The sequence below is a fragment of the Mucilaginibacter sp. genome, from assembly GCF_028288105.1.
GTDB lineage: Bacteria > Bacteroidota > Bacteroidia > Sphingobacteriales > Sphingobacteriaceae > Mucilaginibacter.
The window spans coordinates 1-14,262 of record NZ_JAQBOI010000185.1 but is presented as its reverse complement, the minus strand read 5'-3'; the positions used below and the strand labels follow the sequence as shown (position 1 = coordinate 14,262).

The window sequence follows — 14,262 nt, the reverse complement described above, 5'->3', positions numbered from 1 at the left end:
ACTTATTTAAATAGTTACGTTTTAAAGTGAGGTCATTGTTAATGTTTCGCATAACGTTTTAGCTTTATTCTTTAAAGCTAATTCTGTTACCGAATTAGTTGACCTTTACAGCAATGACGCGCGGGGAATGCAATCAATCACATTTAATCATTAGTTCTTTTATTCAGCAACCAGTACCAGCCTAAATTAAAAGCGATTACCGCATGATTAAGCACCGTTGGTATCAACCCATAATGCCGCTTCATAATATCAAAGCGTTCTAACAAACTCTGTTTATGCTTGGCTTTAGACATACCACCAACAAGGTATTTGGCCACATAGCCATCCACCTTAACAATCTTTTTAGCTTTTTTCGCTGCGCGGATGATCCAGTCGATATCTGCACTGAGCTGGTATTTTGGGTCGTAAGGTTCAACAAGCGAACGTTTGATGTATATAGCCTGGTGGCTCACGCTCATGCCATACTTAAAGCTGCGCCAGTTAAATTTTGAAGGTGCTTTATGGCGGCGCTGGCCAAGGCTTTCGCGCTCATCATTCACCATTTCGGTTTCGCCGTAATAAATGTCGGCATCAGGCGCAGTGGCGAAAACTTTGGCAACTGTATCGGGCGCGTAAAACTCATCGCCCGAGTTCATGAATATCACATAATCGCCGGTGGCAAGGCTAAGGCCTTTGTTCATGGCGTCGTATATGCCTTTATCTTTCTCGCTGATAAGTTTGGCTATGTGGCCTTCATGACGTTTAATAATTTCCAGCGTGCCATCGTTTGATGCGCCATCCACTACAATGTATTCTATAGCATCGTAAGTTTGGTTTAATACCGATAGCAGGGTACGTTCAATATCCCGTGCATTGTTATATACGATGGTTATTACCGATAGAACGGGCTTCATGAGTTGGCCGGGGTTAAAATGGACTGGTACAAGGCAATATATTGCCCTGCTACCTTCTCGTTATTAAACATGCGCTTTACTTTGTATCGCGCGGCAGAAGCATATTTATCCCCGTGGCCCAGGTTTAAAACATCATTAATGCCTGCCGCCAAATCAACAGATGATTTAAATTCGGCCAGGTAGCCGTTTACCTGGTGGTCTATCAAATCGGGGATGCCGCCGGTATCAAAAGCTACTACCGGGGTGCCACAGCTCATGGCTTCCATGATCATATTCGGCAGGTTATCTTCAATTGATGGCGATACAAAAACATCGGCCATGCTGTATATTTCGGCTAAATCGGCCGGCGAACTAATGGTATTTAACTGATGTACCGGATAAGGCAATGCGGTAGTATCAAAATGTTTATTCTTACCAAATATTACTATTTCTACAGGTATTTCGGGTGTGGGCTCATTTTTTAGAAACTGTAAAGCTTCCACCAAAAAGCTAATGCCTTTGCGCCTGTCGTTAATATTTGCCGCACCAAATAAAATTATTTTTGCCGATGGGTTGATCTTCCATTTCGCCCGTGCCGTGGCTTTATCTTTCGGAGAAAACAATTGCGTATCAATAGGGTTGGGGATAGCCTGGATAATAAAGCCTTTTAGCAAAGTGCTTTTCATGGCAACCTCACCCAGCCAATTGCTGCAGGTTACAATAGATAAGTTTTTAGCTACAGAAAGCATATCCTTTTTATGCAGCCATCCGTCATGCGATAGGTCGTCATCTTCCGGGGCGTGTAAAAAATAGCAGTTACCGCACTGGTTTTTAAAGTGATTGCACGGGCCTGCGTAATGGCAGCCGCCGGTAAAAGCCCACATATCATGCAAGGTCCAAACTATGGGTTTGTTAAGGGCCATCAGCTTCTTAAGGTCATGGATAGATAAAAATCCCGAATTGGTCCAATGCAGGTGAATGATATCGGCCTCCTTAATTACTTTTGATCTGCTGATGTCAGTACCCGCGTTTGCTGTTGAAAAAGCGAACCGTACAGATTTATCCCGCTCATGAAAAAACATGAAGGTCAATCGTTCCCAAAGAAAGTTGATCTTTGACCGCAGCTTACCGAATATGTTTTGCTCTATGCTATAAACAGCATCTTCGGCCCGTTTTTTATGCTGCACAACCATGGTTACATCTACAGCCTGTAGTTGCAGGGCTTTTAACAAGCGCATGCAGGCTTCGGCGGCGCCACCGCCCGAGTCGGATGTGTTTATAAGTGCAACCTTCATTATGCAAAGATCATTTATCAGCAAGTATAATGATACTAAAATTAAAAATTTTACTTTTGAATACTTCATTCACATCATAAATGAAGTTTAACAGCAAAACCACGCAGCAAGGATGAACTTTTTCGCTTATTTATTCCAGGATTGGAGCGCCAACCGGGGCAATATAAAAGGGCGAATAGTTCTGTTTTTATTCCGGTCGGTACAAATTGTTAACCGCCACATGCTGCTAAAAATACTTTTTTGCTGGCACCTGGTATTTTATCGCCTTTTTGTGGAATGGAACTTAGGTATCGAGCTTCCCCGTAAACTTACCGCCGGCAAAGGCCTTATTATATATCACGGGCAAGCATTGGTAGTAAACCAGGGGGTTATTATTGGTGAAAATTGCGTGTTGCGTAACAGCGTTACCATCGGCCATAAAAAACTGGCAGATGGTACATTTACCAAATGCCCGCGTTTGGGTAATAATGTTGATGTTGGTGCTAACGTTTGCATTATTGGCGATGTAACCATTGGCAATAACGTAATTATTGGTGCCGGCGCGGTGGTAATAAAAGATATACCTGATAATAGTATTGCGGTGGGTAACCCGGCACGCGTACTGGATAATAAAATTGAAGCGGTAACCCGTATTGAAAATATTTAATGGAGAATAATTTAACCGACCGTTCCTTCTGGAAATCGTTTTGGGAATCGCGTAAAGGGCTTATATTTAAACTAAAGCCCAATTATGTTTTTGGCGATATACTGGCTAAAATAATTGCCGATAAAGGCGTGAAGAATGCTATTGAGCTGGGCGGTTTCCCGGGGTATTATTCCATCTACCTTAAAAAATATCAGCACCTAAAAACTACCCTGCTCGATTATTTTATTCACCCAGAGCTGGTAAATAAACTGCTTGCGGCAAACGACCTGCAACCCGGCGATATTAACATCGTTGAAGCCGACTTATTCACCTATCAACCTTCCGAGAAGTATGATATGGTGCTTTCTTTTGGGTTGATAGAGCATTTTAACGATACCAAATTCATCATTAACGAACACCTTAAATTTTTAAAACCCGGCGGTACCCTGTTTATTACCCTTCCCAATTTTAAAAGTGTTAATGGCTGGGTGCAAAAGAATTTTGATAAAGAGAATTACGACAAGCACAATATCAGCAGTATGGATCTTGACCTGCTAAAAGATAGCTGCAAAGCCCTTGGGTTAAAAGACGTGGAAGCTCACTATCATGGCAAATTCACCGTATGGCTGGAAAATAAATCTGAACAGAAAGCACTGTCAAAAGCCATTGTAAAAGCCATTTGGGTTGCCGGAAAGGTATTCACTAAAATTATACCTGTTGATAGCAAAGCACTATCGCCCTATATTGTGGTGAAGGCTACAATGTAAAACTTGTTCAACAACAAGCTTTTAGTAAAGCAACCTAAACTTTATGGTTTGCTCAATAGCTTTTAGTTGGTTTAGTACCTGGGTGTCATAACCGGTATTAACATCGGTAATTACGTAACCTATTTGCGGGTTGGTCACCAAAAACTCTCCAACAATATTAATGTTGTGCTCGGCAAATACCTCGTTTATTTGAGCCAGTATACCGGGTACATTCTTGTGGATGTGTATCAGGCGGTGCGCGTTGTTAATACGCGGCGGCTGCAAATCGGGGAAATTACAACTCATGTGCGTTTTGCCCTCGTTCATAAAGGCAATTACCCTGCGGGGGATAAAGTCATTATTTCGTGGGTTTGCTTTAGGGTCGTCAAAAATAATGATACCCTTTTCGCAGGCAGCCTCGGCAAGTTTACGGTTTACACGGCCAAAACAACCTATTACTTTTAAGCGCCCGGCGTTTTCCAATTGCTCGGGTTTTGGCAAGCTTGCTTCATCGCAGAACAACACACCGGCCTCGTCCAAATATTCTTTTTCTATACTATCGCGATGGCGCAGGTTATAACCCTCGCGTTTCATCTGTGCCAAAGCTTCGTCGTCTATATTACCCACAATAAGGCATTTTATGCGATTTTTAGGGTAAGATATTGCTCTTGGCAGTTTATTTATGTACAAAAACTCGTCAAAGCTGGGCGTAATATGGTCTGCTTTTTCGGCTACAGATTTACGCTCTATATTTTCAGTAAACGCAAAGAACTTTTTGATCATGCCCGATTCCTTCAGCTGGAAATCGGAGTAACCATCGCCAATGCCAAAAATTTCGCCGGGCAGGTCCAGCTCTTTCAAAAGCTTCACTTTACCACCCTCTTGCGATAGTGGGTTTTCGCGGTCGTACCCTATAATGTTGCCCTCTTCGTCAAACACAAAAGTATTGGCATAGATGTTTTCTTTTTTAATGTGATATTCGGTTACAACCGGGGTAATAAACTCCTTGAAGCCACCGGATACGATAAGCACTTTATCCTGGTGGTTCTTAAAAAATATAGTATTACGGGAAAACGATGTAGATACCTTTTTCTTTAAATGGGTAATCAGCATTTTCAAGTGGTCGCGGTTAGCGCAAAGCAGTTTTACACGCTGCTCCAGGCTATCGGTGAACGACAACCGCCCCTCCATTGAAGCATTGGTAAGGTCTTCTATCTGTTTATAGATAGCTTCCCTATCGGGGTGATTTTTTAATGAGATGCGTGCTAATTCGTCTAAAGCTTCTACCTGTGTAAAGGTGCTGTCGAAATCTATTATAAAATACTGATCCATTTTGGGATGTAAGATGCTGAGTTGCAAATGTGCAAAAATTTTGCGGATGTGTGGAGATGGATGTGTAATAAGCACACTTTTGATTGGCTGGGCGTTGCCTTCGGCCCGGGCTTTACGCTCATACGCGCACAGGCCTTAGCCGCAGGGCCGGTATCCGCTTCAATCCCTAACGCGGAAGTGGTGTGGCGGGAGACGCGATACTTCGCGTCTTTGACAACTTTCCTCCCTCTGTCGGCAAAACAGCTTCGGGCGAAAGCGGGCAGAACAATGGTGGCCTTGTGCGTGGCAAGGGCATAGGAAATTTTGCAGAAGCGCGGGGCAAGAGCGAACGAGAGTGGGGCAAAAGATTCCAGCCCGTGGTTATGCCCGGTTTGCAGGGCAAAGGCCTTGTGCGGCAAAGAAGCCTTTTTGTCGACTTGATTTATTCACTACGTTCATGAGATCGCTACGCTAAGTTTTTGAACGCATTATACATGCCTGCACTATGCGCCAGCCGACATAATCCGGATTGAGCGGACTGGCGTTCATTTCGCTACAACCCGATGAAAAGCACTCCAACAAAAATCCAATATAAGTGCTAATTCATTCCCCTATCTTTGCTTACCATGCCCAACAGGTTAATTACTTTCTTGCAGCAACACAGGTTTCTTAATCCGCAGGAGCAAGAATTGATCAACGCTGCCTTTGAACCACGTTTTTATAAAGAAGGCGACCCGCTATTCAAAGACGGCCATATCTGCCGCGAACTCTTCTTTATTTGTAACGGGGTGCTGCGCATTATGGTAACCAATAAAAAAGGTGTGGAGCTTACCCATTTCTTTTTAAAGGAAGATTCGTTTTGTACCATCCTGTATAGCTTTAATAATGAAGTGCCTGCCGATGAGGGTATACAGGCTGCCTGTGATACCGAAGTGCTGGCCATCACCAAAACCAAACTACTGGCCCTATACCAGCAAATACCCGGACTAAAAGAACTGATAGATCAAATTGCCCAGCAAAAGCTGATGGATAAGATAAAGATCAGGAATGCCTACCTGGGTGAGGACTCTGAAACACGCTACCATCTTTTTATGCAACAACAGCCAGATATTGTGCGGCGTGTTCCACTGAAAGATATTGCTGGGTATTTGGGTATCACACCGCAATCGTTAAGTCGTATCCGTAAAAATACAAAGTAAAATATTTTAACTGCCAATTTTCGTTTTTACCATTTGGTAAGTGGATGCAGAGCTCCGCGCCCGAAATTTGTACCATAAATATTTAGCATTATGGATAATCAAACAAAGCCTTTAGCAGGCAAAAGAGTAATTATATTGGGCGGCAGCGCAGGCCTTGGTTTAGCAACCGCAAAACTGGCAGCAGCAGAAAGTGCCGATATTGTTATTGTATCAAGCAATCAGCAACGTATAAATAAAGCGTTAGAAGAATTGCCGCAAGGCAGCACAGGGTTCGCGGTAGACCTGAGCCGGGAAGATAATATCAAAAACTTTTTTGATAACGCAGGCAGTTTCGACCACCTTGTATATACCGCCGGTGAAAACCTTAACCTGAATATTATTGCCGAAACTGAGATAGAGAAAGCCCGCCAGTTTTTTAACCTGCGTTTTTGGAGCGCTTTCGCGGCGGTTAAATACGCGGCTCCGCATATTAATAAAGGCGGTTCAATTTCATTAACCAGTGGTGTTGCGGGTGCAAGGCCGGGCAGTGGCTGGAGCGTGGCTGCCAGTATTTGCAGCGCTATGGAAGGTTTTGTAAGGGCAATGGCCGTTGAGCTTGCACCCATACGTGTTAACTGCGTTGTGCCGGGTGTGGTAAAGACCAACCTGTGGGATAGTATGAGCGATGCCGATAGGGAGGCCCTTTATAAAGACACAGGCGATGCACTGTTGCTGAAACGTGTTGGCGAAGCAGATGATATCGCGCTGGCCTTTACTTATCTAATAAAGCAGCAATATGGTACAGGGCAAAATATTGTTGTTGATGGCGGTGCGGTTTTAGTATAGCCATTAAACAACAAAGGATAAGCTTTTTATAAAAATATATGCTGTAACGGAGGGGGATTAACATAAAAATAATATTTTTATGCGCCATGCCTCAACCCGTTATAACCAGAAAGATTAAACCCTTCCAGCTTATTGCGCTTGTTTTTTTTACGGTTTCGGGTGGCCCCTACGGGTTGGAACCCTTACTTAGCTATGCGGGCGAGCATGCCGCATTTTTAATATTACTTGTAACCCCGCTGCTTTGGGATGTACCCGCCATTTTTACGGTGTTAGAATTGAACAGCATGATGCCTGTTACCGGTGGTTATTACAAATGGGTGAAGCACGCGTTGGGTACCCGCTGGGGTTTTTATGAAGGCTGGTGGACATGGATCTACACCTTTGTTGACCTGGCTATTTACCCCGTGCTGTTTGTTACCTATGCCTCGTTCTTTTTCACGGGGATAGAAGAATACCGCATACCCGTTTGCCTTGTTATTGTGTGGCTATCGGCCGGGTTAAACATTTTGGGTATTGTGCCGGTGGGGCGCACGGCTTTGTTTTTAGGCGCGGCGGTACTATCGCCGCTTATTATATTAATAGTGCTGGTTATTTATCAGCATGGCGGCAGTATCAGCATCCCATCACAAACCTTACATGGGTTGCCGTTCTCTTCCATTGGCATGGCGTTGTATACCGTTATGTGGAACTGCCTGGGTTGGGATAATATTACCACTTATGCCGAAGAGGTAGAAAAGCCCGTGCGCTCTTATTTAGTATCTACCCTTACCGCTTTTGCTTTGGTAATAGTAATTTACTTTTTTGCCATAATGGTAGCGCAGCAATCAGGCATTGATCATAATGCATTCCTGGAGAATGGTTTCCCTGCATTGGGCGAAAGAGTGGGCGGCCATTGGCTGGGCGCTATATTAGCCATGGGCGGTATGGCAAGTTCATTGGGTATATACGCGGCGGTACTGCTGTCGGTATCACGCGTGCCAAAAGCAATGGCGGGGGATGGGCTGTTACCAAAAAAATTAAATGCACTGCATTCTCGTTTTCAAACGCCTTATGTATCCATCATTATTTGTTCAATAGTGGTAAGCTTTATGATACTATGGCCATTTGCCGAACTGCTTATTATAGATGTTACCGTTTATGGCGCGGGCCTATCGCTGGAGTATATCTCACTTATCAAACTCCGCATAACATCGCCTAATGTAAAACGGCCTTTTAAAATCCCGCTGAATGTAGCCGGTTTATGCGTAATAATGATACTGCCGTTTGGTGTTTACTTCATCGCATTAGCAGGGGCGTTTTCATCCACACCAAAATCTATACAAGCCGCCATATTTGCTATTTGCATTTTATTGACCGCCGAACTCGCCTGGTGGTTAATTATCTGGAGAAAACCGCATCTCAAAAGCAGTTAATATTCTCATTTTAAAACCGTTCGCTTTTTTAAGGGTTATAATAATCTGATTAAATTGTTTTGTTATGAGATCTATCTGGAAAGGCTCGCTTGGTTTCGGGCTGGTAAGTATCCCTGTTAAGTTATATTCGGCAGTACAAACCAGTACGCTTGATTTGGATATGCTGGACGCCCGCGACCACGAACGGATACGCTACCAACGTGTTAACGAGAAAACGCACAAAGAGGTGCCTTATGATAAGATTGTAAGGGGCTATAAAATGGATGACGACTATATAATAGTTGAGGAAGCTGATTTTGAAGCTGCCGCTCCAGAAAAAAGTAAAGTGATAGAAATTGAAAGTTTTGTAGATATAGGTGATGTTAACCCTATGTTTTACGAAACATCATACTATACCGAGCCCGATACCAAAAACAACAAGGCTTATGCGCTACTGCTGCAGGCCCTTAAAAAATCAGGAAAGGCGGGCCTTGCCCGTTTTGTATTGCGCAGTACCGAAAGCCTGTGTATTGTGCACCCGGTTGATAATGTGCTGGTGGTAACCCGCATCCGTTTTGGGCAGGAAATACGCGATACCAGTGAATTAAATATTGCCGATGATGTAAACGTTAGCAAAAAGGAGCTGGACGTAGGCCTTGCACTGATCAACCAATATGCCGAAGATTTTGATGTGTCGAAATTTAAGGACGAGTACAATGATGAACTGCTAAAGATCATCAAAGCAAAATCAAAAGGGAAACGGGCTACCATTAAAAAGCTTAAACCACATAAAACTAAGAGCAATGATCTTTATGATCAGTTGATGGAAAGTTTAAAGAGTAAAAAGGGTGCATAGTATTTTTATAAGTAAATAATTTTCTACATATGTAAAACTTATAGCCTTTGGCGATGTTATTACTGTACACAAAAAATTAAACATCTACCACTATGGCAACTACTAAAACGAAAAAAGCACCCGAAACTACAGAGGTTGCTGAAGAATCTGCATTGAACGAATTATTTATTGATGAATTAAAAGACATTTACTGGGCCGAAAAACATTTGACCAAAGCTTTAGCTAAACTGTCTAAAAAAGCGACCACGGAAGAATTACGGGGTGCAATTGAAACACACATTGGGCAAACCGAAAATCAAATTACCCGTTTGGAGTCGGTTTTTGAATCAATAGGCGAAAAAGCTGTTGCAAAAAAATGTGAAGCTATGGCCGGCTTAATTAAAGAATCGGAAGAGATTGTTGAAAGCACCGAAGATGGTAGTATTACCCGCGATGCCGGTATCATTTCTGCCTGCCAAAAAGTAGAGCATTATGAAATTGCTTCCTATGGTACACTTAAAACTTTGGCAGGTGTATTAGGCTACACCGAAGCTGTTGAGTTATTGGATGCAACACTGCAGGAAGAAAAACAAACTGATGAACTGCTTACCCAGATTGCCGAAGGTACCATTAACCAATCTGCCAAAAGCGAAAAAGCATAACAACAACTAACTAACTAAATTTAACTAAGAAGGACCGCCCCCATAAGGCGGTCTTTTTTTGTTTTCTTAAAAAAAGAATCTACCTCATAGTGTAACACTTGTAACAATATAGCGTCAATGCGTGTAATGTTTGAAAGTATAGGTATATTACGAGTTGGGCATTAATGTCATCACAATTTAAAAAGGCGTAAAGCCTGCTAAACCTTATAGAATGAAAAAAAACATCTTTACCTTAATCGCGATTATTTCAATTTTTAGTGCCTGTACAAAAGAGAAAGGCGCACCAGGCGGCTCGGGCGATTATCAGCCTCTAACCGCAAATTCTACATGGTCATACCGCAACGAAAGTTTAATAGAAGAGGGGATGCCAACCGAAGTTGATACGACCATTAACACCATGACCGCCACAACAAAAGTATTTGATGGTAAAACTTTTCACCTGTTGCATTCTGTCACTGCTGGTATAAATGAAGATAGTTACTTAGGCTATAATAATCATATTTATACCGCCCGCAATTTAGAAGAAGACGGCATTGTTATATATGACTATCTGGATGAAACAAAAGCGGCCGGTTTCTCGGAGATTATGCCATTTTCGGGACTTGATAAAGACGCACAAATAAAAACCTCAGTTGTAGAAAAGGATATAAATAAAACCATCCTTGGTAAAGCTTATAGTAATGTTATTCACACCAGACTCGAAACCCAGATAAAAGAAACCGATGAATTTAAAACTGTAAGTACTATAGATTTTTATATAGCTAAAAACATTGGCGTTATTGCAACTTATACAGATTTTGACGGCACACAGATTTCAAAAACCGAGATGATAAGCGCTGATATAAAATAATTACTGTACAACAATTACGGTTTATTGGATACTTACATAGCAAGCCCGTTGCGCATTTGCGTAATGGGCTTGCTTATGATAAGTAAAGGTTAGCGTTGCAAATGCCATTAGTTAGCAATATTCCGGTATTCCCAAAATAATGACAAGTTTTTTAATTAAAAATTAATATTGGCATGGTGGTTGCATTGGTAGTAGTAAATAAAATTCTAATAAAAACTACTATGGAAACTACCACAGAAAAATCAATTGAAGTTTTAAATGACCTTATTGAAATTAACAACGACAGGATAGATGGCTTTGATAGAGCGTCGAAAGAATTAGGTGAAAGCGATAGCGACCTTGTAGCTGTGTTTGACAAATTTGCAAACGATAGCCGCCGCAATGTACAGGAACTAAGTGCAGCAGTTGCACAATCAGGTGGCGAGGTTGAAACAGGGAATACTGCAAGTGGTACCATACACCGCGCATGGTTGGATGTTAAAGCTACCTTTAGTGGCCACGACCGTGAAAGTATTTTAGAAGAATGCGAACGCGGCGAGGATGCTATTAAAAAGGCATACCAGTCGGCTTTGTCTGATATTAATGGCTTAACTGCGCAGCACAGCCAACTAATTGCACAACAGCAACAAGTTATTAACGAAGGGCATGACACGATCAAAGCCTTAAGAGATAGCCAGGCATAAGCCTGAAATAATTTCTTTTTTAAAAGCCGCTCAGTGTAAACTAAAGCGGCTTTTTAGTAATAATGACATTTGTTAACAGTAATTTTAAATCCTGTGTAGCGTTTTAATCGTATATTTGTAATCATTATAAATAATACATCCACGTTAAATTCAATTTTGTGATCATATTAATTTTCTTTCTTGGGCATTGGTTTTTGTCACTGTTCTTCCAAACTTTTTTTCTACACAGATACGCTTCTCATAAAATGTTTACCACCAATAAATTTTTTGAACGTACCTTTCATGTAATGACCTATGTATTTCAGGGCTCATCATATTTAAACCCGCGCGCCTATGCAATTATGCACCGCGAGCACCATGCCTACAGCGATACCGAAAAAGATCCTCACTCTCCGCACTTCTTCACAGATGTGTTCCAGATGATGTATTACACCGCTATTAGCTATCGCAAACACGAGAAAAAACTGAAAGAACCTGAAGAGCGCTTTAAAGGCAACTATCCGGAATGGAAGTTTTTAGATTATGTAGGTTCATCTATCGTATCACGTATCATATTTGGTTTGTTATACATCGCTTTTTATGTAGAATTTGCTACAGAATGGTGGATGTACCTACTTATCCCTATTCATTTTATTATGGGCCCCTTACATGGCGCTATAGTAAACTGGTGCGGCCACAAGTACGGTTACTCCAACTTTGATAATAACGATAAATCAAAAAATACAACCCCTTTCGATTTTTTTATGCTTGGCGAATTGTTCCAGAACAATCACCACAAACGCCCAAACAGCGCCAACTTCGGTGCCAAATGGTTCGAGATCGATCCGGTTTACCCTATCATGAAAATGATGCACTGGGCCCGTATCATCAGGCTACGTAAAGCATACTTGTAATAAATACTAAAGGATAAATATAAAGGCGAAGGGTTGTAAGATCCTTCGCCTTTTTTGTTGGCCTCACCCTGGCCCTCTCCAAAGGAGAGGGAGAAATGTCTTGCTTGTTTCAAAGTCCTCTCCTTTAGAGAGGATTTAGGTGAGGCTCTTCTTCTTTCCCCTCAATAACCCTATCTTTGCCCCCTGTAATTAATCTATAAATGAAAGTATCAGTATTAGCGCAAAATTTGCACGGTTCAGAAATTATCAAAATAGCCGGCGAAATAAACGAATTAAAGAAACAGGGACAAAACATAGCCAACCTAACCATTGGTGATTTTGATGCTGATATTTATCCCATCCCAACTGAACTTAAAGAGGGCATTATTGATGCCTATAACCATAACCAAACAAATTATCCGCCTGCTGATGGTATGCTTAGTCTGCGCGAAAGTGTATCGGCTTTTCTAAAAAGCAGGATGGGTTTAGAATATGCTTCCAACCAGATCTTAATTTCCGGTGGTTCGCGTCCGCTAATATATTCTGCTTACCTGGCCCTGGTTGACCCGGGCGATAAGGTGGTTTTCCCTACCCCGTCATGGAACAATAATCACTATTGTGATTTAACAAGCGCCGAAGCTATTTTGGTAGAAACCCGGGCCGAACACAACTTTATGCCTACGGCAGATGACATTCGCCCGCATTTAAAGGGTGCTACCATGCTGGCCTTATGCTCGCCGTTGAACCCAACCGGCACCATGTTCGATAAAAAAGACCTGGAAGAAATTTGCGACCTGGTAATTGCCGAAAACAAAAGCCGCGGTGCCGGCGAAAAACCATTATACTTATTGTACGATCAAATTTATGCTCAGTTAACCTTTGGCGAACACAGACATTTTGACCCGGTAACTTTACGCCCCGAGCTAAAAGATTACACCGTGTTTATTGATGGCGGATCTAAATGCTTTGCAGCAACAGGTGTACGTGTGGGCTGGGGCTTTGGTCCTACAGAAATTGTTAACCACATGAAAGCAATTGTTGGCCACATGGGCGCATGGTCGCCTAAAGCCGAGCAGGTTGCTATGGCCGAATATCTGAAAAACGATGGCTACGTTAATACGTACCTTGATAAACTAAAAGGTAACATACAAGCCAGCCTAAGCACGCTGCACGAAGGCTTCCAGGCTTTAAAAGCCGAAGGTTTCAGTGTTGATTCCATTGAACCAATGGGCGCCATTTACTTAACTGTTAAGGTTGATTACATTGGCAAAACCACACCAGACGGTAAAGTGCTGAATGACTCGGCAGATGTAAATTTCTTCCTGATAAAAGAAGCGGGTGTAGCCTTTGTGCCGTTCTCTGCTTTTGGTACCGGCGAAGAAATTACCTGGTTCAGGGCATCGGTAGGGGCAAGTACGCTGGAAGATATCCAACAAATGATACCACGCATCCGCGAAGCGCTTGCAAAACTGAAATAATAAAACTGTAGAGACGCGATACATCGCGTCTCTTTTTTATGATATATAAAACATTACCATGGCTTACGGAACCCTCTTTTTAATACCTGTACCACTTGCAGACGAGGCCGCGGCCCAATCTTTTACACCCTACCTGGTTGATACCATTAACAGCGTAAAAGAGTACATTGTAGAGAACGAAAAAACCGCCCGTCGTTTTTTAAAGCTGGCAGGTTTAAAAACCCCGCAAAGCGAACTGGTGATACACGATTATGGAAAACATAACCGTGATGCCGGCCTTAAAGAGTTTTTTAGAGGCTTGGTTGTAGGTAAAGATGTTGGCCTGATGAGCGAAGCTGGTTGCCCCGGCATTGCAGACCCCGGCGCGGATATCGTGGCCGAGGCGCACCGTAAAGGCATAAAGGTTGTGCCATTGGTTGGCCCAAGCTCTATTTTGCTGGCGCTGATGGCATCGGGGTTTAATGGGCAAAGCTTTACTTTCCACGGGTATTTGCCTATTGATAAACTGGAACGCAGCAAAAGTATCAAAGAACTGGAAAGCCTGGCCGAGAAGAACAAGCAAACGCAGCTATTCATCGAAACCCCTTTCCGTAACGATAGTATGCTGCAGGAGATATT

General features: G+C 42.5%; 15 protein-coding genes. 12 read left to right on the top strand and 3 right to left on the bottom strand.

Going from position 1 to position 14,262, the window contains the following annotated elements; genetic code table 11:
- Nucleotides 1-143: 143 nt before the first annotated feature.
- Together JWQ85_RS12865 and JWQ85_RS12860 are read right to left on the bottom strand one after the other, a co-directional pair.
- The gene (locus JWQ85_RS12865) at nucleotides 144-893 is read right to left on the bottom strand and encodes a glycosyltransferase family 2 protein (protein ID WP_299468552.1); all 750 of its coding nucleotides are present in this window, start codon (nucleotides 891-893) and stop codon (nucleotides 144-146) included.
- Nucleotides 890-2,167 (bottom strand): glycosyltransferase family 4 protein, encoded by a 1,278-nt coding sequence (locus JWQ85_RS12860; RefSeq protein ID WP_299468550.1) that lies wholly within the window; start codon nucleotides 2,165-2,167, stop codon nucleotides 890-892. Before JWQ85_RS12860 ends, JWQ85_RS12865 begins: the two co-directional genes overlap by 4 nt.
- Nucleotides 2,168-2,279: 112 nt before the next feature.
- Here JWQ85_RS12860 and JWQ85_RS12855 point away from each other — a divergent pair, with 112 nt between their 5' ends.
- Nucleotides 2,280-2,813 (top strand): serine acetyltransferase, encoded by a 534-nt coding sequence (locus JWQ85_RS12855; RefSeq protein ID WP_299468548.1) that lies wholly within the window; start codon nucleotides 2,280-2,282, stop codon nucleotides 2,811-2,813.
- Nucleotides 2,813-3,559, top strand: coding sequence for a class I SAM-dependent methyltransferase (locus JWQ85_RS12850; RefSeq protein ID WP_299468546.1), 747 nt, complete (start codon nucleotides 2,813-2,815; stop codon nucleotides 3,557-3,559). The genes JWQ85_RS12855 and JWQ85_RS12850 overlap by 1 nt, the downstream gene beginning before the upstream one ends.
- Before the next feature lie 21 nt (nucleotides 3,560-3,580).
- On the opposite strand, the gene JWQ85_RS12845 is transcribed toward JWQ85_RS12850, so the two are convergent.
- Nucleotides 3,581-4,870: an HAD-IB family phosphatase gene (locus tag JWQ85_RS12845; RefSeq protein ID WP_299468544.1), complete on the bottom strand. Its 1,290-nt coding sequence runs from the start codon at nucleotides 4,868-4,870 to the stop codon at nucleotides 3,581-3,583.
- A gap of 605 nt (nucleotides 4,871-5,475) precedes the next feature.
- Between JWQ85_RS12845 and JWQ85_RS12840 the strand changes: the two genes are divergently transcribed.
- From JWQ85_RS12840 to JWQ85_RS12795, 10 genes are all read left to right on the top strand, one after another.
- Entirely contained in the window at nucleotides 5,476-6,048 is a 573-nt protein-coding gene (locus JWQ85_RS12840; protein WP_299468542.1) for a Crp/Fnr family transcriptional regulator, read from the top strand.
- A gap of 90 nt (nucleotides 6,049-6,138) precedes the next feature.
- Complete coding sequence (locus JWQ85_RS12835; protein WP_299468540.1) at nucleotides 6,139-6,873, top strand: SDR family oxidoreductase; 735 nt, start codon at nucleotides 6,139-6,141, stop codon at nucleotides 6,871-6,873.
- An 86-nt stretch (nucleotides 6,874-6,959) separates the two neighbouring features.
- Nucleotides 6,960-8,285: an APC family permease gene (locus tag JWQ85_RS12830; RefSeq protein ID WP_299468538.1), complete on the top strand. Its 1,326-nt coding sequence runs from the start codon at nucleotides 6,960-6,962 to the stop codon at nucleotides 8,283-8,285.
- Between the two features lie 64 nt (nucleotides 8,286-8,349).
- The gene (locus JWQ85_RS12825) at nucleotides 8,350-9,120 is read left to right on the top strand and encodes a Ku protein (RefSeq protein ID WP_299468536.1); all 771 of its coding nucleotides are present in this window, start codon (nucleotides 8,350-8,352) and stop codon (nucleotides 9,118-9,120) included.
- Nucleotides 9,121-9,212: 92 nt separating this feature from the next.
- Nucleotides 9,213-9,761 carry a ferritin-like domain-containing protein gene (locus JWQ85_RS12820; protein WP_299468534.1) on the top strand — a complete coding sequence of 183 codons (549 nt, stop codon included), beginning with the start codon at nucleotides 9,213-9,215 and terminating at the stop codon, nucleotides 9,759-9,761.
- A gap of 211 nt (nucleotides 9,762-9,972) precedes the next feature.
- Nucleotides 9,973-10,611, top strand: coding sequence for a hypothetical protein (locus JWQ85_RS12815; protein WP_299468532.1), 639 nt, complete (start codon nucleotides 9,973-9,975; stop codon nucleotides 10,609-10,611).
- Nucleotides 10,612-10,832: 221 nt separating this feature from the next.
- A complete protein-coding gene (locus JWQ85_RS12810) occupies nucleotides 10,833-11,294 on the top strand; it encodes a PA2169 family four-helix-bundle protein (protein WP_299468530.1) in 462 nt (153 codons plus the stop codon).
- Between the two features lie 158 nt (nucleotides 11,295-11,452).
- Nucleotides 11,453-12,187: an acyl-CoA desaturase gene (locus JWQ85_RS12805; protein WP_299468528.1), complete on the top strand. Its 735-nt coding sequence runs from the start codon at nucleotides 11,453-11,455 to the stop codon at nucleotides 12,185-12,187.
- A gap of 200 nt (nucleotides 12,188-12,387) precedes the next feature.
- The gene (locus JWQ85_RS12800) at nucleotides 12,388-13,644 is read left to right on the top strand and encodes an aminotransferase class I/II-fold pyridoxal phosphate-dependent enzyme (protein ID WP_299468526.1); all 1,257 of its coding nucleotides are present in this window, start codon (nucleotides 12,388-12,390) and stop codon (nucleotides 13,642-13,644) included.
- A gap of 58 nt (nucleotides 13,645-13,702) precedes the next feature.
- A partial coding sequence (locus tag JWQ85_RS12795) for an SAM-dependent methyltransferase (RefSeq protein WP_299468524.1) occupies nucleotides 13,703-14,262 on the top strand: 560 nt, incomplete at its 3' end.

What these genes read in the sequence shown, in the direction of transcription:
- JWQ85_RS12815 (WP_299468532.1), top strand. Translation starts at nt 9,973, where the DNA reads ATGAAAAAAAACATCTTTACCTTAATCGCGATTATTTCAATTTTTAGT.
- JWQ85_RS12820 (WP_299468534.1), top strand. Translation starts at nt 9,213, where the DNA reads ATGGCAACTACTAAAACGAAAAAAGCACCCGAAACTACAGAGGTTGCT.
- JWQ85_RS12835 (WP_299468540.1), top strand. Translation starts at nt 6,139, where the DNA reads ATGGATAATCAAACAAAGCCTTTAGCAGGCAAAAGAGTAATTATATTG.
- JWQ85_RS12860 (WP_299468550.1), bottom strand. Translation starts at nt 2,167, where the DNA reads ATGAAGGTTGCACTTATAAACACATCCGACTCGGGCGGTGGCGCCGCC.
- JWQ85_RS12840 (WP_299468542.1), top strand. Translation starts at nt 5,476, where the DNA reads ATGCCCAACAGGTTAATTACTTTCTTGCAGCAACACAGGTTTCTTAAT.
- JWQ85_RS12800 (WP_299468526.1), top strand. Translation starts at nt 12,388, where the DNA reads ATGAAAGTATCAGTATTAGCGCAAAATTTGCACGGTTCAGAAATTATC.
- JWQ85_RS12855 (WP_299468548.1), top strand. Translation starts at nt 2,280, where the DNA reads ATGAACTTTTTCGCTTATTTATTCCAGGATTGGAGCGCCAACCGGGGC.
- JWQ85_RS12865 (WP_299468552.1), bottom strand. Translation starts at nt 893, where the DNA reads ATGAAGCCCGTTCTATCGGTAATAACCATCGTATATAACAATGCACGG.
- JWQ85_RS12850 (WP_299468546.1), top strand. Translation starts at nt 2,813, where the DNA reads ATGGAGAATAATTTAACCGACCGTTCCTTCTGGAAATCGTTTTGGGAA.
- JWQ85_RS12830 (WP_299468538.1), top strand. Translation starts at nt 6,960, where the DNA reads ATGCCTCAACCCGTTATAACCAGAAAGATTAAACCCTTCCAGCTTATT.
- JWQ85_RS12825 (WP_299468536.1), top strand. Translation starts at nt 8,350, where the DNA reads ATGAGATCTATCTGGAAAGGCTCGCTTGGTTTCGGGCTGGTAAGTATC.
- JWQ85_RS12810 (WP_299468530.1), top strand. Translation starts at nt 10,833, where the DNA reads ATGGAAACTACCACAGAAAAATCAATTGAAGTTTTAAATGACCTTATT.
- JWQ85_RS12845 (WP_299468544.1), bottom strand. Translation starts at nt 4,870, where the DNA reads ATGGATCAGTATTTTATAATAGATTTCGACAGCACCTTTACACAGGTA.